At 70.8% G+C, this 24266-nt stretch carries 23 protein-coding genes; 15 read left to right on the forward strand and 8 right to left on the reverse strand.

Annotated features, from left to right (window positions below; translation table 11 throughout):
• Position 1 precedes the first annotated feature (1 nt).
• Positions 2 to 1237 carry an amidohydrolase gene (locus OG302_RS36010; RefSeq protein WP_371530595.1) on the reverse strand — a complete coding sequence of 412 codons (1236 nt, stop codon included), beginning with the start codon at positions 1235 to 1237 and terminating at the stop codon, positions 2 to 4.
• A gap of 153 nt (positions 1238 to 1390) precedes the next feature.
• Here OG302_RS36010 and OG302_RS36015 point away from each other — a divergent pair, with 153 nt between their 5' ends.
• Positions 1391 to 1837 (forward strand): SRPBCC family protein, encoded by a 447-nt coding sequence (locus OG302_RS36015; protein WP_371530596.1) that lies wholly within the window; start codon positions 1391 to 1393, stop codon positions 1835 to 1837.
• Between the two features lie 95 nt (positions 1838 to 1932).
• On the opposite strand, the gene OG302_RS36020 is transcribed toward OG302_RS36015, so the two are convergent.
• Positions 1933 to 2745 carry an amidohydrolase family protein gene (locus tag OG302_RS36020; RefSeq protein ID WP_371530597.1) on the reverse strand — a complete coding sequence of 271 codons (813 nt, stop codon included), beginning with the start codon at positions 2743 to 2745 and terminating at the stop codon, positions 1933 to 1935.
• Positions 2746 to 2809: 64 nt separating this feature from the next.
• Positions 2810 to 3409 carry a TetR/AcrR family transcriptional regulator gene (locus OG302_RS36025; protein WP_371530598.1) on the reverse strand — a complete coding sequence of 200 codons (600 nt, stop codon included), beginning with the start codon at positions 3407 to 3409 and terminating at the stop codon, positions 2810 to 2812.
• Between the two features lie 188 nt (positions 3410 to 3597).
• Between OG302_RS36025 and OG302_RS36030 the strand changes: the two genes are divergently transcribed.
• The 3 genes from OG302_RS36030 to OG302_RS36040 all read left to right on the forward strand — a co-directional run bounded on the left by OG302_RS36030 (position 3598) and on the right by OG302_RS36040 (position 8464).
• Complete coding sequence (locus OG302_RS36030; RefSeq protein ID WP_371530599.1) at positions 3598 to 4575, forward strand: alpha/beta hydrolase family protein; 978 nt, start codon at positions 3598 to 3600, stop codon at positions 4573 to 4575.
• A 156-nt stretch (positions 4576 to 4731) separates the two neighbouring features.
• Positions 4732 to 6822: a hypothetical protein gene (locus OG302_RS36035; RefSeq protein WP_371530600.1), complete on the forward strand. Its 2091-nt coding sequence runs from the start codon at positions 4732 to 4734 to the stop codon at positions 6820 to 6822.
• A 4-nt stretch (positions 6823 to 6826) separates the two neighbouring features.
• On the forward strand, positions 6827 to 8464 hold the full coding sequence (locus OG302_RS36040) for an ABC transporter substrate-binding protein (RefSeq protein ID WP_371530601.1): 1638 nt from the start codon (positions 6827 to 6829) through the stop codon (positions 8462 to 8464).
• Between the two features lie 58 nt (positions 8465 to 8522).
• Here the strand turns inward: OG302_RS36040 and OG302_RS36045 are convergent, their stop codons facing one another.
• Positions 8523 to 9095 carry a dihydrofolate reductase family protein gene (locus OG302_RS36045; RefSeq protein WP_371530602.1) on the reverse strand — a complete coding sequence of 191 codons (573 nt, stop codon included), beginning with the start codon at positions 9093 to 9095 and terminating at the stop codon, positions 8523 to 8525.
• A 681-nt stretch (positions 9096 to 9776) separates the two neighbouring features.
• Here OG302_RS36045 and OG302_RS36050 point away from each other — a divergent pair.
• Positions 9777 to 10976: a hypothetical protein gene (locus OG302_RS36050; RefSeq protein WP_371750339.1), complete on the forward strand. Its 1200-nt coding sequence runs from the start codon at positions 9777 to 9779 to the stop codon at positions 10974 to 10976.
• Between the two features lie 20 nt (positions 10977 to 10996).
• On the opposite strand, the gene rox is transcribed toward OG302_RS36050, so the two are convergent.
• The gene (gene rox, locus OG302_RS36055; protein ID WP_371530603.1) at positions 10997 to 12460 is read right to left on the reverse strand and encodes a rifampin monooxygenase; all 1464 of its coding nucleotides are present in this window, start codon (positions 12458 to 12460) and stop codon (positions 10997 to 10999) included.
• A gap of 187 nt (positions 12461 to 12647) precedes the next feature.
• Between rox and OG302_RS36060 the strand changes: the two genes are divergently transcribed.
• Entirely contained in the window at positions 12648 to 13838 is a 1191-nt protein-coding gene (locus OG302_RS36060; RefSeq protein ID WP_371530604.1) for an acyl-CoA dehydrogenase family protein, read from the forward strand.
• Positions 13839 to 13898: 60 nt separating this feature from the next.
• Here OG302_RS36060 and OG302_RS36065 read toward each other — a convergent pair whose 3' ends face one another.
• Both OG302_RS36065 and OG302_RS36070 read right to left on the reverse strand, forming a co-directional pair.
• Positions 13899 to 14246, reverse strand: coding sequence for a VOC family protein (locus OG302_RS36065; RefSeq protein WP_371530605.1), 348 nt, complete (start codon positions 14244 to 14246; stop codon positions 13899 to 13901).
• A gap of 75 nt (positions 14247 to 14321) precedes the next feature.
• Positions 14322 to 14948, reverse strand: coding sequence for a glyoxalase (locus OG302_RS36070; protein WP_371530606.1), 627 nt, complete (start codon positions 14946 to 14948; stop codon positions 14322 to 14324).
• A gap of 162 nt (positions 14949 to 15110) precedes the next feature.
• On the opposite strand from OG302_RS36070, the gene OG302_RS36075 reads away from it, so the two are divergent.
• The 8 genes from OG302_RS36075 (at position 15111) to OG302_RS36110 (ending at position 22796) form a co-directional block, all read left to right on the forward strand.
• Positions 15111 to 15671 carry a tellurite resistance TerB family protein gene (locus OG302_RS36075; protein WP_371530607.1) on the forward strand — a complete coding sequence of 187 codons (561 nt, stop codon included), beginning with the start codon at positions 15111 to 15113 and terminating at the stop codon, positions 15669 to 15671.
• Between the two features lie 212 nt (positions 15672 to 15883).
• The gene (locus OG302_RS36080) at positions 15884 to 17014 is read left to right on the forward strand and encodes an LLM class flavin-dependent oxidoreductase (protein WP_371530608.1); all 1131 of its coding nucleotides are present in this window, start codon (positions 15884 to 15886) and stop codon (positions 17012 to 17014) included.
• Between the two features lie 11 nt (positions 17015 to 17025).
• Positions 17026 to 18018, forward strand: a complete 993-nt coding sequence (locus OG302_RS36085; RefSeq protein WP_371530609.1) for an alpha/beta hydrolase — start codon at positions 17026 to 17028, stop codon at positions 18016 to 18018.
• Between the two features lie 81 nt (positions 18019 to 18099).
• Positions 18100 to 19515, forward strand: a complete 1416-nt coding sequence (locus OG302_RS36090) for a DUF6421 family protein (RefSeq protein WP_371530610.1) — start codon at positions 18100 to 18102, stop codon at positions 19513 to 19515.
• A complete protein-coding gene (locus OG302_RS36095; protein ID WP_371530611.1) occupies positions 19512 to 20282 on the forward strand; it encodes an SDR family NAD(P)-dependent oxidoreductase in 771 nt (256 codons plus the stop codon). The genes OG302_RS36090 and OG302_RS36095 overlap by 4 nt, the downstream gene beginning before the upstream one ends.
• Before the next feature lie 29 nt (positions 20283 to 20311).
• On the forward strand, positions 20312 to 21382 hold the full coding sequence (locus OG302_RS36100) for a low specificity L-threonine aldolase (protein ID WP_371530612.1): 1071 nt from the start codon (positions 20312 to 20314) through the stop codon (positions 21380 to 21382).
• A gap of 86 nt (positions 21383 to 21468) precedes the next feature.
• Positions 21469 to 22062 (forward strand): transglutaminase family protein, encoded by a 594-nt coding sequence (locus OG302_RS36105; RefSeq protein ID WP_371530613.1) that lies wholly within the window; start codon positions 21469 to 21471, stop codon positions 22060 to 22062.
• Between the two features lie 14 nt (positions 22063 to 22076).
• Positions 22077 to 22796: a B3/4 domain-containing protein gene (locus OG302_RS36110; protein WP_371530614.1), complete on the forward strand. Its 720-nt coding sequence runs from the start codon at positions 22077 to 22079 to the stop codon at positions 22794 to 22796.
• A gap of 5 nt (positions 22797 to 22801) precedes the next feature.
• Here OG302_RS36110 and OG302_RS36115 read toward each other — a convergent pair whose 3' ends face one another.
• The gene (locus OG302_RS36115; protein WP_371530615.1) at positions 22802 to 23530 is read right to left on the reverse strand and encodes a lysophospholipid acyltransferase family protein; all 729 of its coding nucleotides are present in this window, start codon (positions 23528 to 23530) and stop codon (positions 22802 to 22804) included.
• Positions 23531 to 23730: 200 nt separating this feature from the next.
• Here OG302_RS36115 and OG302_RS36120 point away from each other — a divergent pair, with 200 nt between their 5' ends.
• A complete protein-coding gene (locus tag OG302_RS36120) occupies positions 23731 to 24093 on the forward strand; it encodes a thioredoxin family protein (RefSeq protein WP_371530616.1) in 363 nt (120 codons plus the stop codon).
• Positions 24094 to 24266: the final 173 nt, after the last annotated feature.

Here is a 24266-nt window from a genome sequence, read left to right on the forward strand (position 1 = left end):
CTCAGGTGCCCAGCCGGTGCAGCGCGGCGCCCACCAGCGTCCGTACGCCCGGCAGCAGGACCGCGAGGTCCGGGGCGAACAGGGAGCTGTGGTTGCCCGGCACCCCGGTGATCTTCTCGCCGAGCCCCTGCCCCGGGGCTTCGTGCCAGGTGGCCTCCGGTGTCGAGGCGACGAACCAGAAGTCGTAGGGCACCCCGGCGGGCACGAGGAGGGAGAAGTCCTCGCTGCCCATCGCGGGCCCGAAGTCGACCACGCGGTCCGTGCCGAACAGTTCGCCGTGCAGGGCCGCGATCTCCGCGTCCAGCGCCGCGTCGTTGACCGTGGCGGGGAAACTCGCGCCGGCGTTCACCTCGGGCGGCGTCGGGCACCCGGCGGCCTGGCACTCTCCCTCGACGATGCGGCGGACGGCGGCCAGGACGCGCTCGCGCACCTTCGCGTCCTGCGTACGGAGGTTCAGCCCGAGCCGGGCCTCCGAGGGGATGATGTTGGGCCGCTGCCCGGCGTTGAACTGTCCCGTGGTCAGCACCGCCGCTTCCGCCGCGGACACCTCGCGGGAGACGATGGTCTGCAGCCGCGTGACGATGTACGCGGCGGTCACCACCGGATCGACGGTCGCCTCGGGCCGTGAACCGTGGCCGCCGACCCCGGGCACCACGATGTGCAGGTCGTCGGCAGCCGACATGATCAGCCCCGGGGTGTGCGAGACGAAGCCCGCGGGGCCGGGGGCGACATGCTGGCCGAAGACCGCGTCGGGGCGGGGGAACCGCTCTCGCAGCCCGTCGGCGACCATCGCCTCCGCTCCGCCGCCCCCTTCCTCGGCGGGCTGCCCGATCACCACGACGGTGCCGGTCCACGTCTCCCGGGCGGCCGCGAGCGCCTCGGCGGCGAACGTCAGCCAGGTGATGTGCATGTCGTGGCCGCAGGCGTGCATCACGCCGTCCACGGTGGAGGCGTACGCGAGCCCCGTGGTCTCCGTGACCGGCAGCGCGTCCATGTCACCGCGCAGCCACACCACGGGCCCGTCGCCGTTCTCCAGGACGCCCACGACGCCGGTGCGCCCCACTCCGGTCGTCACCGCGTACCCGGCGCCCCGCAGCCGTTCGGCGAGGACCCCGGCCGTGCGGTGCTCCTGGAAGGAGAGCTCCGGGTGGCGGTGCAGGTCCTGGTAGAGCGCCTCGATGTCACGCGTCTTCACCCCGGAGGTGAGGTCCAGGGCGAGGCTCGCTGCGGTGGGCATGAGGCTCCTTACGTTCGGGGCATACGGGGGAGGAGATCACCCTCCCCGTCACCCTCGCACAGGGCGTGCTGCCCGGCAGCGGTGCCTCGGAAGGCGCCTGAGGTGGCGAGGTGCAAAAATCGTGCCATACCCCCCAGGAGGAGTGTGGGCAGCGTGTCCCGGAACCGCCGTCTGATCCTGGCCTCGCCGACCGAGGTCTGGAGCCTGCTGTCCGACGGTCACCGGTACGGGGAGTGGGTGACGGGAACCCAGGAGGTGCTCGCCGCGGACGCGCACTGGCCGGCGGTGGGCGCCCGCCTGAAGGTCCGGGTCGGGGTCGGTCCGCTGCTCCTGGACGACATCTGCGTCGTACGGATCAGCGAACCGGAGAGCCGCCTGCAGCTGGAGGCGAAGGCGGGCCCCTTCGGAGCGGCCCGCATCGCCATGAACCTGATCCCCTGGGGCGAGCACACTCTCCTCATCCTCGACTGGCACCCGCTCCGGGGCCCCGGCACCCGCATGCACGGCCTCCCCGTGGACTACGTCGTCGCGGTCCGCAACGGCATGATGCTGACAAAGCTGGCCCGCATCGCGGTGAGCGAACACGGCCGCAACATCTGATCCGGGCGTCACCCAACGCGGGCATCGGACGCACGACCCCGAGGCGTTACCTCGACGGTGGTGCCAGCCCCACCCCCTTCGGGCGGCCGGGGACCTCAGAGGCGGAAGATCCGGCGTGCGTTGCCGGACAGGAACAGCTCGGTGGTCTCCTCGTCCAGGTCCAGTTCGGCCAGGTGCTCCAGCGCCTTGGCTGGCGTGATCATGGGGTAGTTGGTACCGAAGAGCACCTTCCGGCGGCCCCGGCCGCGTAGATAGTCGACCAGTTCGCGCGGGTAACGGCGGGCGGTATAGGCGCTGGTGTCGATGGAGACGTTGGCGTGCTTGTCGGCCACCGCGATCATCTCCGTGGTCCACGGGTAGCCGATGTGGCCGCACACGATGGGCAGTTCGGGGAAGTCGAGCGCGACCTGGTCGATGTACGGGATGGGCCGACCGGTCTCGGAGGGACGCAGTGGACCGGTGTGCCCGACCTGGGTGCAGAACGGGACGCCGAGTTCGACGCAGGCGGCGTACAAGGGGTAGTACAGCCGGTCGGTGGGCGGGAGTTGCCAGAGCCAGGGCACGATCCGCAGGGCCACGAAGCCGAGTTCGTCGACCGCGCGGCGCAGTTCCCGCACGGCCCGGACCGGCCGGGTGAGGTCCACCCCGGCGACTCCGCGCAGCCGCCCGTCGGACCTGGCGACGAAATCGGCGGCCTCGTCGTTGCTGATCAGCGGGCCCTGGGGCCCGTACCACGCAGCCGAAAGGCCGATCTCGACATCGGCCGTGGCCATCGCGGCCACGGTGGCCGCGACCGGCAACGGCTCGTCCAGCAGCTCCATCCCCGTCCATCGGCGCAACGACTCGAACATCTCGTGGTTGGAGTGGCGGAGCGTCGGGTGCTGCATCCACGCGTCGATGACCGGCACAGGATTCCCTTCCTGGACAGGGGTGGGCTGGGGGAGGGGTACGGGAGAAGTGCGGGCGCGGTTGTCAGTGTGACCGCGGTTGCCGCAGGCCGCGCAGGAGCAGCTCGATCAGACGGCGGGAGTCGTAGCGGCCGGGGTCGCTGTCATGCCCGATGCAGAGGTTGCCGATGCCGCGCATCAGTTCATAGGCGCGCGTGCCGGGCTCGATCTCGCCCGCGTCGACCGCGGCGTCGAGCAACTGCTCGCAGACGGGCACGAGTCGGTCGAGGAAGTACGTGTGCAGCGCTTCGAAGCCGCTGCTGTCCGACTGCATCGCGTTGGCGAGGCCGTGCTTCGTGACCAGGAAATCGACGAAGAGGCCGACCCACCGGTGCAGCGCCGCACGTGGCGAGTCGGCGTCCGCCAGCAGGGCCGGGCCGGCCTCGGCGCACGCCTCGACCTGGTGGCGGTAGACGGCGACGACGAGATCCGCCCGGGTGGGGAAGTGGCGGTAGATCGTCCCCACCCCGACGCCCGCCCTGGCCGCGATCTCGCGGATCGGCGCGTCGACACCGGAGGTGACGAACACCGCGGCGGCGGCGGTGAGCAGCGTCTGTTCATTGCGCTGCGCGTCGGCTCGCTTGCTGCGGGCCGGCACCTCTCCGGAGTTGCTTGCGGCGGGCATCACGCGCTCCTTCCAGCGGTCGTTGACAAAGCGGAACGCGGTTCCGTATCGTAATCGGAACAGCGTTCCGCTTGCAGCATATCTGAAGCGCGACGTTTCACATTGCTCTGCCTCCCACACTGTCCCGCCTCCTTGGCTGCCGATCGCGACAGACCGGCAGCGGAGGCCATCGAAGGGGAACGCGCATCATGAGTACACCGACTTCCGCGCCCGGCATCTCCGGCTCGCCCGGCCCCGTCTCCTCGCCCAGTCCCGTCCTCTCGGTCGGCCCCGTGGTCCTGCCGGCCCCCGACCGGGCCGTCGACCTGGAGGTGCGCGTCTCCGTGCCCATGACCGGGAGCGACCTGCCGGTCATCCTCGTCTCGCACGGCCAGGGCTTCTCGAACCACCTCTCCTCGCTGAACGGCTACGCCCCCCTCGCCAACTACTGGGCGGCACACGGCTTCGTCGTGATCCAGCCCACCCATCTGAGCTCGCGGACGCTGAGCCTGGCCCCCGACACCCCCGGGGCGCCCCTGCACTGGCGGTCGCGCGTCGAGGACATGCGGCGCATCCTCGATCAGCTCGACGTGATCGAGTCCGCCGTCCCGCAGCTCGGCGGGCGCCTGGACCGGAGCAAGGTCGCCGTGGCCGGGCATTCGATGGGCGGGCACACCGCGAGCCTGCTCCTCGGCGCGCGGCTCACCGATCCCGACGACGGAACGGAGGTGGACCTGGCCGACCCGCGCATCAAGGCGGGCGTCCTGCTCGCCGCACCCGGCAGGGGCGGTGACGCCCTCACCGATGAGGTGGCCAAGAACTACCCCTTCTTCTCGACCACGGACTTCTCCACGATGGCGACACCGACGCTCGTCGTCGCGGGCGACAAGGACGAGTCCGCGCACATGACGGTCGCGGGCGCGGACTGGCACGCCGATCCGTACGTCCTCGCCCCGGGCCCCAAGTCCCTGCTCACCCTGTTCGGCGCGGAGCACGGGCTCGGCGGAATCTCCGGATACGACGTCGCCGAGACCACCGACGAGAACCCCGGCCGGGTGGCCGCGGTCCAGCGGCTCACCAGCGCATACCTCCGCAGCGAACTCCGCCCCGGGGACTCCGCCTGGCAGTCGGAGCGCGACGCGCTGACCGCCGGTCCCGACCCGGTCGGACGGATCACGGTCAAATAGCGGCCGCCGGGCCGGTATCCAGGATGTGTCCAGCGAATACGCCAACCGACCTTTCATGCCGAAAAGTTGATGTATTCGGAAGGCGTGCCCAGTACGCTCCGTGCGACATTGACCACTCGCCGCACAGCGGCCACGCACGGCACGGGGGTAAGCCGGATGGGCCGGGAACTGGGCTTCGAGGGGCTCATCGACGACGAAGGCTTCTTTCCCAGGCTGCTGGGCCGGAACGCCAGAGGACGCGACGAGAAGCTGCTGTACGGGCCCGACCTGCCCGTCGTGCTGCTCACCGGCGGGCCGGGCATGGGCAAGCAGCGGCTCCTTGAACTGCTGCGGGACCGGCTGGGGCCCAAGGTGCCGGTGGCGCACGTGGACTGTGCGGACGCGCGGTTCGCGGAAGAGGCCGCCCGGCGCCCCTCCTGCCGCTCGGAGGCGACGGAAGCGATGTACGACGTCGCCCTGCGGATGAGTGAATGGGAGGGCCCGGGGGGAGCGCTCCCCACCCCCCGCTTCTTCGCCGGGATGGCGGCGGTGGCGGCGGGCGCGCGGCTGCGGCGGCGCGAACTGGAACAGGAACTGGAGCGCTACCGCGCGCTGTTGCAGACGAAGAAGGGGCTCGGCCGGTTCGTCCGCAATGTGCTGACCGGTTATCTGTCCGCGCTCGCCGGGGTCGTCGCCCCCGCGGCGGCTCCGCTCGTGGGCGCCGCGCTGACGGAGTTCCTGGAGAAGCTGGCGCGCACCGGCGCCGAACCGGTGCGCGCCACCTACGGCGACTATCCCGGCGCCGCCGGAAGCGCCGGGACCGGACTGCGGCTGCTCGCCCACGACTTCCAACAGGGCGGTGAGGAAAGGAGGTTCGCGGAGGGCTTCCTCTTCCGCGCCCTGCGCGAGGACCTGGACGCCGCCTACACCGGAATCGGCGCCGCACTCACCCGCGTCGGCCGCCCCGCCGTACTGCTGCAGCACGCCAACTGGCCCGTCGGCCGCGTACTCCTGGCGGCCGCGCTCGGCGACCGGGCCGACGGCCACCGCGAGCGCACGGTGGTCGTGGCGAGCGAGCGGATGGCGGAGCCGCTGTTCCTGGCCGACGAGCCACGCACCGAGGACCCCGCCGACTACCGGCCGGACCAGGAAGAGCCGCCCGGCTGGCAACGGCTCCCCGCCCGCGGCCGACTGGGGCAGGGCGTGCTGCTCCTGCGGATGCCGCTGCTCACCACGGAACACATCCACAAGGAGCTGCAGCAGCACACCGGCGGCGCCCCGGAAGCGGCGCGGCTGCGCCGGGCGCAGAGCGCGGTGCACCGCCTCTCGGGCCACCGTCCCCGGACGGTGCAGCGGCTGGTCGAGGCGGCCGGGGAGCTGCCGGAGCTGGACAACGACCGGGAGCTCCTCGACCAGCCCGCGGGCCTCGACGGGGAGTCCCGCGCCGTACGGGACGTCCTGCTGGCCGAGTTGGTGCTGAGGCAGCTGCCCGAGCGGCTGCCCGTCGAGCACACCGACCGCTGGCTCGACCTGCTGACGCAGCTCTCGGTCGCGCACACCGGCGACTGCGCCCGCGCCCTGCTGCGCAGCCCCGAGCTGGAACAGCTGGCCGGCGGGCTCAGCGCGGACGATGTGGGGCGGTATCTCCTGGAGAGCGGCTGGCTCCCCTGCGAGCGGCACTTCATCGGTGACTTCGGCCTCCGGCAGCTCCTGATGAGCAGGCTGCACGGACCGCCCGAAGCGGGTGCCGAATGGCGCCGCAACCACAGCCTCTTGCACACGCACTACCGCAGCAGGGCCGAGGCGCCCGACCGTGCCTTCGGCACCACCGCGGCCCACGGCCTCAACCACGACCTGGTCGCCAACGGCCCCGAGCGCGCCGTGCACCACCTCGCCGCCCGGTTCCCGGCGGACGGAGCGGGCGCCGAGGAGTGGTGCGACCAACTCCTCGCGCTCGCCCAGGCCCCCGCACCCGGCGGCCACGACGAGCGGCACGCCCGGATGACGGTGGCCCGGGTCGACGGCACCAGGCTCGAACGCCAACTGGACGAGCTGCTGCACGCCGTGTGGCTCTGCGAGGAGCGCACCCGCCCGCCGGACATCGCCGCCGCGGACCGCATGGCGCAGCTGCTGCGGGAGCTCGCCCGGGAGTATGCCGGTGCCGCGCCGGTGCTCGCCGCACGGGCCGGTGTGTGGGACCGCAGGGCCCGCAACCGGCAGCCCCTGCAGTCCTGTTCCTGCACGGCCCACATCGGAGAGGGGAGCTGAGCTGATGTTCCGGACCACCGCCGACTGGCTGCACGAGCACCTGTGGAACACGCTCCTGAAGAAGATCATCACCTGTGCCGTGGCGGCCGCCCTCGCCGTCGGGGCGTACGGCCTCGTCTCGAAGCTGACCGACGAGGCGGACAACTGCGCCGAGGGCGTCACCGAGTCCGGCGGCGAGTGCATCGGCGTCAACGGCTCCGGTTATGACTTCGGGGAGCCCCTGATCGCACCGGTCGCGGCCCGCATCGCCGAGGAGAACCGCCGCGTCGACAAACGGCCGCACGTCACCGTGGCGATGATGCTCCCGCTGCAGCCGGACTCCAAGGCAGAGCGGCGGCAGCTGCGCAGCGAGCTGCAGGGCGCCTTCCTGGCGCAGTACCGGGCCAACCGGGAGCCGGGGAAGCCGGTGATACGGCTGGTGCTCGCCAACCCCGGCAAGGACTACCTCCGACAGGACGAGGTCGTGCCGGACCTGGTGCGGATGGCACGCTCCGGGAGCGACAACCTGCGCGCGGTGACCGGCTTCAACCTCTCCCTGGACGCCACCAGGGACGCGGTGCGCAGCCTCACCCGGCAGCAGGTGCCGGTGCTCGTGGCGCGGGCCTCGGCGAGTTCCCTGGCCAACGAGGAGAGCAAGGACGGGACGTACGACTTCAAGGGTCTCGCCCGCATCATCCCCACCAACGAGGAACAGGCCCGGGCGCTCGCCGCCTTCAACGGCAGCCGCAAGGACCGCCGGACCGTCCTGGTCCGCGACACCCGCCCCGACCCGTACGTCCGCTCCCTCGCGCGCGCCTTCCAGGGGCTCCCGGAGGACGGCCCGCCGGGTCCCGACGACATGACCTTCACGTCCCCCGGCGTGGCCGACCCGGGCGACGTCGACAACCAGTTCAGGCCGACGGTCAACACGATCTGCAACTCGGGCGCGGACACCGTCTACTTCGCGGGCCGCTCCACGCACCTGCGTCTTTTCCTGAAGCGCCTGGCCCAAGAGGCCTGCGAGAACCGGAAGTTCACCGTGGTGTCCGGCTCGGACGCGGCCTCGCTGAACAACCGTATGACGGACGAGGACTGGGCCGATCTCCGTGACAGCTCCGGCAAACCGCGCATGACCGTGCAGTACGCCGCACCGGCCCACCCCGACTCCTGGCGCACCGAGATTCGGCGCTGGCAGGACGACGAGGAGGACGGGACCGGCAAGAGGCCGCCCGCGTCGAAGGCCCCCGGCTCACTGCGTGATCCGCTGGCCGAGCTGAACCGGCTCGATGCCACGATCACCGCGCTGGAATCGGCGGGCCGCGACATCGGCGACGTGGAACTGGGCGACTCCCGCACCATGATGGTCCACGACGGGGTGCACACCGCGGTCGAGGCGATCCGGGGTGCGAAGCCCACCGGAGAGGCGGTCCCCTCCGCCGAGCAGGTGGGCAACCGCTGGGCCACGATGCAGTCCAAGAACCGCGTGAACGGCACGAGCGGCCGCATCTGCCTCACCAAGGCGGGCAACCCGTACGACAAGCCGCTCGCCGTCGTGGCCCTCAAACCCGGCACCAAGGCGGGGCCGGGCACGCTGGACTACGTGGCCCTGGCCTGGCCCACCGGAAAGCCGCAGCCGGAGGACTGCGTCGTACGGGGCGGCTAGCGACGGCAACGACCGGTGGCGTGGCCGGTCCGCGCGGTCCGCCCCGCGCGGCCTCGCCTCAGCGGACGACGTCGAAGACGTTCTTCTGCAGGCCGTTGGCGTAGGCCTCGTGCTCGACGAGCCGCAGCTTCTGGGCGTCCTTGTCCGTGTCGCTGAACAGGCGCTTGCCCGCGCCGAGCAGCAAGGGGAAGACGAGCAGGTGGTAGCGGTCGATGAGACCGGCGTCGGAGAGGTTCCGGTTCAGGGTGGCGCTGCCGTGCATGATGATCGGGCCGCCCTCGGTCTTCTTCAGGGCGGCCACGTCGTCCAGGGAGCGCAGGATCGTGGTCTCTCCCCAGCCCGACACCAGGTCGCCCTCGGTGAGGCTGGTGGAGACGACGTACTTCGGCATGTCCTTGTAGTCGGCGAAGTCCTCCATGCCCGGCCAGACGGGGCTGAACGCCTCGTAGCTGACCCGGCCGAGCAGCATCGCCGCGGCCTCCTGCTGCTCCCGGCCCTTGATCTCGAAAGCCTCCGGGAGGAACTCCACGTCCTTGAAGGTCCAGCCGGAGTTCCGGTAACCGGGCTCTCCGCCCGGAGCCTCCACGACACCGTCGAGCGAGACGAAAGCGGTGCTGATCAATGTACGCATCTGAATATCTCCTGGTCGTGTGCTGCTCGTCGCTGCTCATCTTCACGGGTACGGAGGTACTGACCGCGGTCCACTCGGAAAGTAATCGGTCATCCTCAGCCCATGCAGCGGCGGCCCCCAGGAGGCCGGAAGGCATTGTCCGCTTCCGCCCGTTCGTTCTACCCTGACGCCGAGGCCCTCCCCAGCCCCCGGTCGGCCCGACCGCGCGGCTCGTGCTGCGTCGCCGCGCGGCAGGCATGCCGGCGACCAAGACCAAGGCTGCCGGGTCCGTACTTCCTCGCAGCGGACGCATGGACACCGGCCCGTCCCGCCGGCTGTCGCGTCAGGGGACCACTCCCGCGGATCCCTGCCGCCGACCGGTGCGGACACCCGCTCCTGGGGTACCAGGGGGAGCCTGCCCCCGGGAGCGTCGCGGCCGCCGCCGCTGAACCCGGCGGCGGCCGCGGGCTCCGGCTGCACCGACCACTGCCCTGACCACACCCCGCGTACCCGTCCTCCACGGTCCGACACCCCCGCGGCCCCACACCCGCCGCCCCATGGGGCACTTGTGAGGATGTTGAAGGCACCGGACCGTGAGAACCGTGCTGTTGAGCGGGCGGTCGGGGTGAAAGGGGGGCCGCCGCTGCCGCCCCCGAGGTGAGCAGCGGATACGGTGCTCTGGTGACTGTTGGGGAGGGGACGGTGCCTGGGACCGCGCTGCTGATTGCGGCGGCGCCGGTCGGCAAGGCCCGAATGGTGGATGCGGCCTCCGTGCTGCCCGTACTCGCGGCGGTGTCGCCGGCGGTGCTCGCCGGGACCGCGACCGCGAGTGTCGTGGAGCTCGCGGACCCGCTCGATCCGCAGACCGTGCTCACGCGGCTGCGTGCGGCCGCGCTTGCGCCGGGGCCGTTGACGGTGTATCTGGTCGGGCAACTGCATCTCGACCGCCGTCAGCGGCTGCAGCATGTGGCGCTGGCGCGGACCACGGCGGCGACGGTGCGCTACACCGGCTTCCCCTGGCACTGGATCGCCCAGGAGCTGCGGCTGCGCCCGCCGGGCAGCACGACCGTCATCGCCGACCTGCACGCGGACACGGACAGCTGGCAGCAGCTCGCGCAGCGCCCCCTGGACGTGGGGCCGGGCGTGGCGCTGTACGGGCGGATCGCTCCGGCGCCCGGCCGGCGTGCCGTCGCCGCACCCTCGTACATGAAGGCGCTCGCGACGGTCCTGCGGAGCGGGCACCGGCCGCCGCTCCCTGACCTGCACCAGCACGTCGCGGCCCAGACGGTGGAGGAGGGCGGCGCCGACAACATGCTGCTTTCCACAGGACCGGCCGTGGCGCCCTTCCCCGGCGGCGGCCCCGGAGCCACCCGCAACGGGACACCGGAGCCCGCCACCCGGCAGGCGCCGGTGCCCGCCCAGCAGCAGGCTCCCGCCTCCGTCGCGCCCCCCTCGACGGCGCCGCGGACGGACGGCGCGGACCCGCATGCGGCGATCACCAAGGCCGTGGAGGAGGGGCGGCACGGGGAGGCCGCGGCCATGGCGGCGGCCTGGGAGCAGGAGGCACTGCGTACGTACGGGCCCTCGTCGCCCGAGGTGGTGCACTGGATGGAGGTCCGCGGACACCTGGCGATCTTCGCCAAGGACCCGGGACGCAGCTGCGAGATCTGGCTGGCCGTGGTCTCCGCCCGGATCACGGCGGGCCAGGCCCCCGACGCCCCCGATGTCGAGGCCGCCGCGGACCTGGCCCACCACCAGTGGGAGCAGGTCCGCGACCCGGACACCGTCCGCGAACTCGGCCCGGCCCTGGTCGCGTTGCGGCGCCGCGTGCCGGGCCGTCAGCGCGGCACGGTGAACCTCGTCCAGCAACGCCTCGTGCAGTTCCACATGCAGGTCGGCTGAGGTCCGGGAGGCTCAACCGCTCATGTCGCCGACGGTGGCGTGCTGTTGGCCGCAGTGTCGTGGCCCGGTGCGCCGAACCACGTCGGCAGCCGGCCCAGCAGATCCTCCTGGTCCTCACCGATCCACGCCACGTGGCCGTCGGGCCGCAGGAGCACGGCGGGCACGTCCAGCTCCTCGCTGACGTCGACGACGTGATCGACCCGGTCGGCCCACCCGGCGACCGAGAGCTTCCCGGTCCGGTCGAGCAGCAGCCCCCGGCCGTCGTGCATCAGCTCGTAGAGACGCCCCTGCTTCAACTCCACGTCCCGCAGCCGCCTGCCGAGCAGTTCGTGGCCCTCGCCGAAGTCGTAGCGGACGTCGACCGCGGTGATCATCCCGGTCACGTACCGGTTCACCTCCTCGAAGTCCATGAGCTTGGCGAACAGCTCCCGCAGCGCCGTCGCACCCGGATCGGTCCCGAGCATCGTGATCTGTGCGCGGGTGTTGTCGAGGACACGGGCGCCCACCGGGTGCCGTTCGTCGTGGTAGCTGTCGAGGAGCCCTTCCGGCGCCCAGCCGGCGACCGCCGCGGCCAGCTTCCAGCCGAGGTTGAACGCGTCCTGCACGCCGAGGTTGAGCCCCTGTCCGCCGGTCGGCGGGTGGATGTGCGCCGCGTCGCCCGCCAGCAGCACCCGGCCGACCCGGTAGCGCTCGGCCTGCCGGGTGGCGTCGCCGAACCGGGAGAGCCAGCGCGGCGAGTGCATACCGAAGTCGGTGCCCGCATGAGCCCGCAACTGCCGCTTGAAGTCGTCGAGGGTCGGCTCGGTTGCACGGTCCTCGGCCACCCCGTCGGCGGGGACGACGACGCGGTACGTCCCGCCCTCGCCCGGGCTGATGCCGAACCGCAGTTGCGTCTTGCGGACTTCCTCGACGGCGGCGGCGATCGTCGCGGGGTCCTCGGTCGCCTCCATCTCGCCGAGGAGGGTCTCGACCTTGGCGGCCTCGCCCGGGAACTCGACGCCGAGCAGTTTGCGCACGGCACTGCGACCGCCGTCGCACCCGACCGCGTAACGCGAGCGCAGGTGTGTGCCGTCCGTCAGCGTGACGGTCACCCCGTCCTCGTCCTGGCTCAGCCCGACCACTTCGCAGCCGCGCCGGAAGTCGGTGCCGAGTTCGACCGCGCGCTCGTACAGCAGCCGCTCGGTGACCGGCTGCGGGGTGGCGATCCCGTACGGGTGGGCCGTGTCCAGCTTGTCCGGCCACGGCTTCACGATGCCGCCGAACAGGCCGCCGGCCTGGAACTTCTCGTTGACCGCGAGGAACCGGTCCAGGAGCCCGCGCTGGGCCATCACCTCGACGCTGCGCGCGTGCAGGCCCTGCCCGCGCGACTGCGCGGTGGGCTCGGCCGCCTTCTCCAGGACGACGGTGTGCACACCGTGCAGCCGAAGCTCGCTCGCCAGCATCAAACCGGTCGGTCCGCCGCCGACCACGATCACGTCAATCATCGTTCTCATTTCGCTGGATTCCGGCTCAGGCCGATGATTCTGCGGCAGCACCCGGGCCTTGCCGCAAGGCCCCCCATCAGCTATAAGTTGAGAAAGGCAAGGAGTGCGGACGCTCCTTGCCTTTGTCGTGAGCGGCCACGGACGCACTTGCAGAGGCACTTCGAGAGCCGCCGAGGAGCGTCACAGCATGAGCACTCCGGACATCCTCCCCGAGGACGAGCAGCTCGTCGTCAGCACGGTGCGGGACTTCGTCGACAACGAAGTGAAGCCGGTCGTCCACGAGTTGGAGCAATCCGACACCTACCCCGAGGCCCTGATCGAGCGGATGAAGCGCCTAGGCGTCTTCGGCCTCGCCGTCCCCGAGGAATTCGGCGGCACACCGGTCTCCACGTCCTGCTACGTCCTCGTCACCGAGGAGCTCGCCCGCGGCTGGATGAGCCTGGCCGGTGCGATGGGCGGCCACACCGTGGTCGCGAAGCTGCTGCTCCACTTCGGTACGGAGGACCAGAAGCGCCGGTACTTGCCGAAGATGGCCACCGGCGAGATCCGGGCGACCATGGCGCTCACCGAGCCGGGCGGCGGCTCCGACCTCCAGGCCATACGGACTTCCGCCCGCAAGGGGAAGAGCGGGGACAAGGACACGGACCCAGGCGGGTACGTCGTCAACGGGTCGAAGACCTGGATCACCAACTCCCGCCGCTCCGGGCTCATCGCCCTGCTGTGCAAGACCGACCCGGACGCGAGCCCCGCCCACCGGGGCATCTCGATCCTGCTCGTCGAGCACGGCCCCGGCCTGACCGTCTCGCGTGATCTGCCCAAGCTCGGCTACAAGGGTGTGGAGAGCTGCGAGCTGTCGTTCGACGACTACCGGGCGCCGTCCGACGCCGTGCTCGGCGGGGTCGAGGGCAAGGGCTTCGCGCAGATGATGAAGGGTCTGGAGACCGGAAGGCTGCAGGTCGCGGCGCGCGCACTGGGGGTCGGCCGGGCCGCCTTCGAGGACTCCCTCGCCTATGCCCAGGAGCGCGAGACCTTCGGCGAACCGATCTGGAAGCACCAGTCGATCGGCAACTACCTGGCCGACATGGCCACATCGCTGACCGCCGCGCGCCAACTCACCCTGTACGCGGCCCGGGAGGCGGACGCGGGCCGCCGCGTGGACATGGAGGCCGGCATGGCCAAGCTCTTCGCCTCCGAGACGGCCATGCAGATCACCCTCAACGCGGTGCGCATCCACGGTGGTTACGGCTACTCCACCGAGTTCGACGTGGAGCGCTACTTCCGCGACGCCCCGCTGATGATCGTCGGCGAAGGCACCAACGAGATCCAGCGCAACGTGATCGCGAGCCAGCTGGTCAAGCGGGGAGGCCTGGACGCGTGAACGACGACACGTGAACGACGACGCGTGACGGCGAGGTGGGATCAGCGATGGCTCATGACCTCACTGGTGGCTCACCACATTGATGACCCGGCCATTGGGATCACGTACGAAGAACCGCCGCACCCCCCACTCCTCGTCCTGCAAGGGATGCACGATCTCCGCGCCGCTCTTGAGCACCGCCGCGTGCACCGCGTCCACGTCGTCCACTTCGACACTCATGTCGGGCACGACGGGTGCCGTCTTGTCGTGGCTCATGAAAGTGACTTGGGCCGTGGGGTTGGAGGGAGAGCCGAGCGTCATGACCCAGCCGAGGTTCATGACCTCCTCGAACCCCAGAAGGCCGTAGAAGTCCCGGCTTTCCTCCATGGCTTCGGACCGGACATCGGGCATGGCCCGGCGAATGGACATGGGTGGCTCCTGCCGGCAGACGGGATCGGACGTGTCCCTGATTCTCTCCGGGGGCGCGGTGGTCTACGCGTCGAGTCAGGACAGGGATGCCGGAGCCGCGGCCTCCCAGGCGAACCCGTCCAGGTCGGTGAAGGGCCCGGCGTCGCCGCCGATCATGAGGCGGTGCGATCCGGTGCCGTCGGGCGTGACACCGGCGTCCTTGGCCAGGGCGCGACGCCGGTAGAGGGCCAGTTTGAGGGGGCCCGTCCCGCCCTCGAACTCGACGTACACGCGTCCGAAGCTCTTCGCCACGGCGAGGCCCTGTTCGACGTAGAACCGCTTGCTCGCGGTCACGTCCGCGACTCCGAGCAGGAGCACCAGCTGGTCGATCCGCCGGGTGGCGGGACCGGTGTCCTTCTTCGCCGAGGTCGCGACCTTCCAGATCGTCCCGTCCGGGGCCCGTACGACTCCGCCGTAGCCCCAGAGCGACTTCGTGACGGGCTTCAGGGACGTGGCGCCCGCGTCGAGGGCGGAATCGACGAGGCTGTTGACGTCGGCGGGCTGGGAGACCGTGAGCGACAGCGTGAAGCCGCGGAAGCCGGTGGTGGGCTCCTCCGAGGCCCGCAGACGTATCTGCGAGTCCAGGCCGAAGGCCGTGCTGTAGAAGCGGTGGGCGGCCGTGGGGTCGGCCACGTCGAGGGTGACGGATGCGATGTTTGCCATGCCCATCACGCTAGGTACGGCAGGGCCTCCGGTGCTTCTCCATTCCTGATCGGTTCCTCTCCTGCCGCCGTCGGCGACGGAACTTCGAGGGGCGGGGAGGCGTTGGCAGGAGGACGCGCGGAATGCGCGCGGACGAGCTAACAGGTAGCCGAGGTGGCACGGATGGCGATGTGGGACCGGATCAAGGACCAGGCCAAGGGTCTGCAGCAGTCGCAGGGGGCACGCGGCTCCGGCGGTCAGGGACGGCCGGGTCAGGGATCGGGGTCACGGTCGGGAGGGGGGTCGAAGGCGCAGCTCGTGGGCGTGCTCAAGTCCCAGCTCGCTTCCCTCAAGACGGAGCTCAAGAGCGGTTCGTACCGTGACGCGAGCATGGCCATGTGCGCGCTGGTCGCCGCCGCCGACGGCTCGGTCGACCCGGCCGAGCGGCAGCACGTCGAGTCACTGATCCTGCAGAACGACGTCCTGAGGAACTTCCCGCCCGAGCAGCTCCAGCAGCGGTTCAACAAGCACGTCGACCAGCTGACGTTCAACTTCCAGCAGGGCAGGACCGAGGTCATGCAGGAGATCGCCAAGGCGGCGAAGAAGCCGGTGGAGGCCAAGGCGGTCGTGCAGACCGGGTTCGTCGTCGCCGGAGCGGACGGGTACATCGCCCCGGCCGAGGAGCAGGTCCTGCGCGAGGCGTGCGCGGCGCTCAACCTCTCCCCGCAGGAGTTCGGCCTCTGATCACAGGCGACATCAGCGGCGATTTCAGCGCCCGAGCCGGGGCCCGCACCTCATGGTGCGGGCCCCGGCTCTGTTGTGAAGAGACTCCGAAGAGCCTTCGCGGAAGCCCTTGCTACTTCAGCACCTGACGACTAGTCATATGGCTAATCGAAACAGTGCCGCCCGCCCCGCAGCGGCTGAGTGGCTCAGCGGCCCAACTCCCTGGAGGGCACGTGAAGTTCTCCGTCATATTCGAAGCGCAGCTCGCCGACCCCACCGTCGAGCGCGAGCACCGACTCATCCACGACAGCGTCGAACAGGCCGTCTTCGCCGAGGAGATGGGCTTCGACCGCATCTGGGCGGTCGAGCACCACTCCCTGAAGTGGTACGCCCACATGAGCGCCCCGGAGATCTTCCTGACCTGGGTGGCCGCGCGCACCAGCACCATCCGCATCGGCCACGGCGTGGTGTGCATGCCGTTCCGGTTCAACCACCCGGCGCGCGTCGCCGAACGCGCCGCCATGCTCGACCTGCTGTCCGGCGGGCGGCTCGACCTCGGGGCGGGGCGCGGCGGGACGCTCCAGGAGACCTCACTCTGCGGCGTCGACAAGGAACGTACGACCCAGGAGGTCGAAGAGGCGCTGCAGATCATCGGGAAGGCCTGGGCGAGCGAGGAGCTGGAGCATCACGGCGCCTTGCTCGACATCGATCCGCACCCCATCCTGCCCCGGCCCCACCAGACCCCCCACCCCCCGCTCTTCCTCGCCTGCAGCAGGACCGAGACCCTGAAGCAGGCCGCCGAACTCGGCATCGGCGCACTGGTGATGGGCTTCGCGGGGCCCGAGTCGATCGCCGAGATGCGTGCGGCGTACGACACGGCGATCGCGGGCCGCAGCGAAGCGCGCTTCGTGTCCGGCGTCGTCAACGACCACTTCTCCGTGCTCTGTCCGACCATCGTGCTCGACGACCGGGAGGCCGCCCAGCGCGTCGGCATCCGCGGGCAGCGGTTCTTCGCGCAGTCCATCGGGCACTGGTACGGCGGCGCCGGAATTCCCGACGAGGCCGTGGTCGAAGGGGCCGACGAGGCGGCCGCGATGCGTGAGGCCGCCGAGCAGGTCGTCGCGCGGCTGCACGAGCACAACATTCCGGTACGGCCCACGTCCACGGCCACCTTCAACGCCGATCACGCCTATGGGACCGCCGACGACGCCATCGCGTACGTGGAACGGCTTCGCGACGCGGGCGCCGACGAGATCATGTGCCTCATCCAGATGGGCACCGTCCCGCAGGAGGCGTGCATGGAGACCCTGCGGCAGTGGGGCGAGAAGGTCATCCCGTATTTCCGCGCGCAGGAGGCGGAGTGAGGGCGGCGGGCATGGACGGCGAGCGCCTCGCCCCGGCCGCGCGGCCCCTCGTCGACGCGTTGAGCGCCGCCTTTCCCGACCTCGGTGGCACCGTCACCGACGCGGCGGAGGCCCGCCGCATCCTCGCCGCGACGCCCTCCGCGGGGCAGGCCGCGGTGCCGGTGGGCGGGGTGGAGGAGCGGGCCGTACCCGGACCCGTCGGCGCCCCCGACCTGGCCGTACGGATCTATCGCCCCGAGGGGGAGAGCGGCCCCCGCCCCACCGTCGTCTTCTTCCACGGCGGCGGCTACACCCTCTGCGGCCTCGACAGCCACGACGCCACGGCCCGCACCCTCTGCGCGGAGTCCGGGGCCGTCGTGGTCTCCGTCGCCTACCGTCTCGCCCCCGAGCACCGCTTTCCCGCGGCCACCGAGGACGCGTACGCGGCTCTGTGCTGGGCCGCGGCCGAGACCCGGGCGGGCGCGCTCGGCGGCGACCCCGGCGCCGTGGTGACGGCAGGGGACAGCAGCGGGGGCGGCCTCGCCACCGTGGCGGCCCTGATGGCAAGGGACCGGGGTGGGCCGGCTGTGGCGCTCCAGGTGCTGATCTACCCGGTGCTCGACGCGGGGCAGGGCAGCGACTCGTATACGTCGAACGCGACCGGCTACTTCCTCACGGCCGCGCACATGCGCTGGTTCTGGGAGCAGTACATCGGCCCGGACGGCGACGCCACCCACCCCTACGCCTCTCCGCTGGGCGCGGACGTCACCGCTCTGCCGCCCGCGCACATCGTCACGGCGGGCTGCGATCCGCTGTGCGACGAGGGCACCGCGTACGCGGTCAGACTGCGTCTGGCGGGGGTTCCGGTGACGCGGGGGCACCATCCGGGGATGTTCCACGGGTTCCTGGGCTTCCCGCGGCTCCTGGACGATGCGCGGGCCGCGGTGGCGGAAGTGGCAGAAGCAGTCGCCTCAACGGTATCCGGCAGGAAAATCAGCGGTGATGTTGGGGGTACCACAGGATAATTTCCCGAGCCCCCTCTTGTGGTGGAGAACCTCGCACGCATACGGTGTTCTAACGCGAGGTTCTCCCGTGGAGGTTGACAAGTGACGGAAATTCTTGTGCAGAGGGTTACGGAAGGGTCGGTTCCTCCCGTGAGTGGGGGTGCCCCCATGGGAAGGGTCGTGGAGCACCCGGCTTGGCCGATGCTCAAGGACGCCGTGGAAGAGATCCGCCCGTGGCAGTCCGCGGACGGCTCGATCGACTTCGACGCGGAGGGCGCCCCGGCGAAGTCCGTGGCCGAACTCGCCGTCGACCGCGTGATATCCGCGATCGACCAGCTCGCCCCGCTCCTGCCGCACGACGCCGCGTACCACCAGGCGCTCGGCGCGGACCTGCGGCGCTGGGCCGACGGCGGCTTCGAGGTGCCGGACTTCCTGGACTCGCTGCTGGCCTTCCAGCCCGCGGCGCACCGCGAGGACGGCCTGCAGCACCTCGTGGTCTTCCCCATGTACACGCAGAACGGCAACCCGGACCGCAATCTCGAGGCGGTCGTGCTGCGCATGGTCTGGCCGGAGTGGCTGGCCGAGCTGGAGCGCACGCGCTACGACAACCCGCTGTTCTGCGGCATCACGTTCGAGGACTTCACCGCCGGGTACGACACGAACTCGGCCGTGCTCTTCCCGGAGACCATCGCCGTGCGCGAGGCTCCCGAGCGCTTCAGCTGGGGCGGCATCTTCTGTGACCGCGAGGCGGCCCGCTTCCGCCGCGTCACCGAGGCCTCCGTGGACATCCTCGGGCTCGAACTGCCCGACGACATCCGCGAGATGATCGGCGACCAGGACCGCTGCCAGCAGGCGTTCGTCCTGTGGGACATGGTCCACGACCGCACCCACAGCCACGGCGACCTGCCCTTCGACCCCTTCATGATCAAGCAGCGCCAGCCGTTCTGGATGTACGGCCTCGAGGAGCTGCGCTGCGACCTCACCGCCTTCAAGGAGGCCGTGAAGCTGGAGGCCGAGGGCGTCCCGCAGGCCCGTGACGTGCAGTACGCCGTCCTCTTCGACCGGATGTTCCGCTTCCCGGTCACGGGCGACCGCGTCAAGAACTACGACGGGCTCGGCGGCCAGCTGCTCTTCACGTACCTCCACAAGCACGACGTCGTCCGCTGGACCGACAACAAGCTCAAGATCGACTGGGAGCGCGCGCCGCAGGTCACCAACCAGCTGTGTGCCGAGATCGAGGAGCTCTACCGCGCGGGCATCGACCGCCCGAAGCTGGTGCACTGGTTCGCCGCGTACGACCTGGTGTCCCAGTACCTCGCCCCGCACCCCGGATCGCGCTGGGCCAAGGGCCCCGACGCCCTGGATGTGCAGCTTCCGCCCAGGAAACTCGTCGACGACGTGCTTCCTGACGAGTTTCCGCTCAGCATGTTCTATGAGGCGCTCTCCAAGAAACTCAAGCACGTGATCGCCTCCACCAAGGGGATCACCGCGGCCGGCGCCGAGCGGGTCGCCGCATGAGCGACCGCACGAAGGAGGCGAGGACCATGTCCGCACTCGAAGGAGCCGTGATCGCGGTCGCGGGGGCAGGCGGTCCGGCAGGCCGTGCCACGCTGCTGCGGCTCGCCGAGGCCGGTGCCACGGTCGTGGCGTCCGACGCCGACGCGGCACGCCTCGCGGAGGCCGTGGACGCCGCCCGGTACGCGCACGGCGGCGCCACCGTCATAGGCGACACGGTCGACCTCCTGGACCTCGAAGCGACCAAGGGGTGGGCCGCCCGCACCGAGAAGGAGTTCGGGCGGATCGACGGCCTGGTCCACCTCGTGGGCGGCTGGCGCGGCAGCGCCACCTTCGCCGAGACCGACCTCGCCGACTGGGACCTGCTCGAACAGCTCCTGATCCGCACCGTGCAGCACACCACGCTCGCCTTCCAGGAGGGCCTGCAGCGCAGCGACCGCGGTCGCTATCTCCTGATCAGCGCGGCCGGCGCCTCCAAGCCCACGGCGGGCAACGCGGCGTACTCCGCATCGAAGGCCGCCGCCGAGGCCTGGACCCTGGCCCTCGGCGACGCCTTCCGCAAGGCGGGGGGCGAGCAGGGCCCGACATCGGCGGCTGCCATCCTGGTGGTCAAGGCGCTGGTGCACGACGCGATGCGCGCGGAGCGGCCCAACGCGAAGTTCGCGGGCTTCACGGACGTCAAGGAGCTGGCCGAGGCCATCGCCGGAGTCTGGGAGCGGCCCGCCGGAGAAGTGAACGGAACCCGCCTGTGGCTGACCGAGAAGCCGTGACCGCTCGCGACACCCGTGACAGAGAGCCCGTGAACCCTCCGAAGACCGACGCGCGCCGCCACCACGACCCGGACGTACGGGGGTTCGCGAGCGACAACTACGCGGGCGCCCACCCGGAGGTGCTCGCCGCCATCGCCCTCGCCAACGGCGGTCACCAGATCGCGTACGGCGAGGACGACTACACGGCCAACCTCCAGCAGGTCATCCGCGGCCACTTCGGCCCCACGGCCGAGGCGTTCCCGGTCTTCAACGGCACCGGGGCCAACGTCGTCGCGCTCCAGGCGATCACCGACCGCTGGGGCGCGGTGATCTGCGCCGAGTCCGCGCACATCAACGTGGACGAGGGCGGCGCCCCCGAGCGCATGGGCGGCCTGAAGCTGCTCACGGTGCCCACGCCCGACGGCAAGCTCACGCCCGAGCTGATCGACAAGCAGGCGTTCGGCTGGGACGACGAGCACCGGGCGATGCCGCAGGTCGTCTCCATCGCGCAGAACACCGAACTGGGCACGCTCTACACGCCCGACGAGATCCGCGCCATCTGCGACCACGCGCACCAGCTCGGCATGAAGGTGCACCTCGACGGCTCGCGCATATCGAACGCCGCCGCGTCCCTCGACGTCCCCATGCGGACGTTCACGAACGCGGTCGGCGTGGACATCCTGTCCCTGGGCGGCACGAAGAACGGCGCGCTCTTCGGGGAGGCCGTCGTCGTCCTCAACCAGGACGCCGTCAGCCACATGAAGCACCTGCGCAAGCTGTCCATGCAGCTCGCCTCCAAGATGCGTTTCGTGTCGGTGCAGTTGGAGGCGCTGCTCGCCAAGGACCTCTGGCTGCGCAACGCCCGGCACGCGAACGAGATGGCGCAGCGTCTGGCCGAGGGGGTGCGCGCCGTCCACGGCGTGGAGATCCTCTACCCGGTGCAGGCCAACGCGGTCTTCGCGCGGCTGCCGCACGACGTGAGCGAGCGGCTGCAGAAGCAGTACCGCTTCTACTTCTGGGACGAGGCCGCGGGCGACGTCCGCTGGATGTGCGCGTTCGACACGCGCGAGGAGGACGTGGACGGCTTCGTCGCGGCCCTCAAGGAAGAGATGGCACGCTAGCCGAATCGTCTCCATGGCTGCATAGATATGCGATCGACCGTAAAAGCATTGACTCGCGGTCGGTCGCATTTCTATGCTCCCGTGGCATGCAGCTGATCCAGCAGAACCCCGACCTGTCCGCCTATTTGGCCGCCGACGAGGTCATCGACCACTGTCATCCGCTCGTACGCGAGACGGCCGCGCGCCTCGCCGCGCAGGTCGATGATTCATATGCATACGCTCGCGCGGCCTACGAATTCGTGCGGGACGCCATTCCGCACTCCGCCGACAGCGGCGGTCTCCGCGTGACGTGGCGCGCCTCCGACGTGCTCGAGCAGCGCACCGGCATCTGTCACGCCAAGTCCCACGCCCTGGCCGCGCTGCTGCGTGCCGAGGACATCCCGACCGCCCTCTGCTATCAGCGGCTGGCACACGACGCGGGTACGGGGTACGTCCTGCACGGTCTGGTCGCCGTCCGCTTCCGGGGGGCCTGGCACCGGCAGGACCCCCGGGGGAACAAGCCCGGAGTCGACGCCCAGTTCTCCCTCGATGGCGAGCGGCTGGCCTTCACCGTGGATGTTGAGTCCAGTGAGATGGACTATCCGGTACTCTGCGATGCACCGCACCCGGCGGTCCTGCGCGCCCTGCGAGACGCTCCGGACCGGCCGTACCTGTGGGAGCACCTCCCCGACACACTCTGAACGCAAGGCAGACGATGACCTTCCAGATCACCGTGACCGACGAAGTGCGCGCCATCGCGCCCGGCTTCACCCACGTCGCCATCGAGGCCCACGGGCTCGTCAACGGGCCGAGCACCGACGAGACCTCGGCCCTCCTCGACGACGCCGCACGCCGCCTCGCCGAGCGGCTCGACGGCCGCGCCCCGCACGAGGACCCGCACATGGTGGCCTGGCGCGCGGCCTACACCGCCTTCGGCGCGAAGCCGTCCCGCACCCGCAACTCCGCCGAGGCGCTGGCCAAGCGCGCCCTCGCCGACGGCGGCCTGCCGCGGATCAACACCCTCGTCGACGTCTACAACGCGATCAGCGTCGCCCACCTGATCCCGGTCGGCGGCGAGGACCTGGACCACATCAAGGGCGGCATGCGCCTGGTGCGGGCCGACGGGACCGAGGACTTCGTCACCATGGCCGCGGGGGAGCAGGCCGTCGAGCACCCGGACGCGGGCGAGGTCGTCTGGTGCGACGACGAGGGCGTCACCTGCCGCCGCTGGAACTGGCGCCAGGGGCCGCGCACCCGCCTCACTGAGGAGTCGGTCAACGCCATCTTCCTGCTGGAGGGGATGGGGCCGGACTCCGGCGTCGAGGAAGCGGGCGCGGAACTGGCCGAACTCCTCGCGAAGTTCAGCCCCGGCGCGCAGCTCACCGTCCGCGCGCCGGAGCGGGCGTCCGGGAGCCCGTCCGACCGCGCGGAGTAATCGATTCAGCTCGCCTCGGCGGCCTTCACCTCGGCGGGAGTCGGCGCGGTGCCGCCGAGGTGCGCCGGCATCCACCACGTGTCGTCCGGGCCCTTGGGGCGAACGGGATAGGCGCGCTGCGCGGCCTCGAGGAGCTCCTGGCAGCGCTCGCGCAGGCGGCGGGTGATCGCGCCCGCGAACTGGTCCTTCGGAGCCTCAATGGGCTCGCCGACCCGGATCGTGATCGGGATGTGGCTGCGCTTGAAGTTGCGCGGCTGGCCCTTGGTCCACAGACGCTGGGTGCCCCACAGCGCCATCGGGATCAGCGGCACGCCGGCCTCCTGCGCCAGGCGCGCGGCGCCCGACTTGAAGGACTTCAGCGTGAACGACGGCGAGATCGTCGCCTCGGGGAAGACGCCGATGATCTCCCCGGAGCGCAGCGAGTCGAGCGCGTGCTGGTAGGCCGTCTCACCCTGCTTGCGGTCGACGGGGATGTGCTTCATCCCGCGCATCAGCGGACCGGAGATCCTGTGCCGGAACACCGACTCCTTGGCCATGAAACGCACGAGACGCTTCTGCGGCAGCGCCGCGAGGCCGTCGAAGATGAAGTCGAGATAGCTGATGTGGTTGCTGACCAGCACCGCGCCACCGGTGCGGGGGATGTTCTCCGACCCCTTGCAGTCGATCTTCAGGTCCCATGCCTTGAACAGGGTTTTCGCGGCACCGATGACCGGACGGTAGACAAGCTCTGCCATGGGTGGGGATGACCCTTCGTTTCTGCCTGGGGAGGGGGTTCCCGGCGGGAAGTTACGCAGCCGTAGGTTTTTCGGCGTTGCGCAGATCGTGCCCCAAGAACGGACCGCTGACCACCCATCGTGCCCGGGGAGCGCGAGATTCTCGTCACGTTGGGAATGTTCGCGGGCACCCGGACGCTGAAGTCGGGGACAGCTGGATCATGACGCAGGGGCGGGAGGCTGACGTGCGGATACGCGAGGCGGGGGACCGGCCCGAGGCTCCGGCGGCGGGCACATGGGCAGGACACGGACTGGGTGAGCGCGCCACGCTCGTGCAGTTCTCCAGTGCCTTCTGCCAGCCCTGCCGCGCGACGCGCCGGGTGCTCGCCGAGGTGGCCGAAATGGTCCCCGGTGTCGCGCACGTGGAGATCGACGCCGAGGCCGAACTCGATCTCGTACGGGAACTGGGCATCCTCAAGACGCCGACGGTGCTGGTGCTCGACGCGGACGGACGGGTCGTGCGGCGCGCGACCGGACAGCCGCGCAGGGTCGATGTGATCGCCGCCCTCGGCAAGGCCGTGTGAGACCGCGGGTGCGTGTGAGACCGCGGGTGCGGGGGAGGAGGGCCATGACCCAGGGACGTCTTTCACATCGCGGAACGGACTTGACTGCACCCCGCATCTATCGCCAGCCTGCTCCCATGCCTCCGGAGCTCCTTCTCTACGAGCGCGTCCACGTGGACCTCGCCCGTCATGCA

The organism is Streptomyces sp. NBC_01283 (assembly GCF_041435335.1).
Lineage (GTDB): Bacteria > Actinomycetota > Actinomycetes > Streptomycetales > Streptomycetaceae > Streptomyces.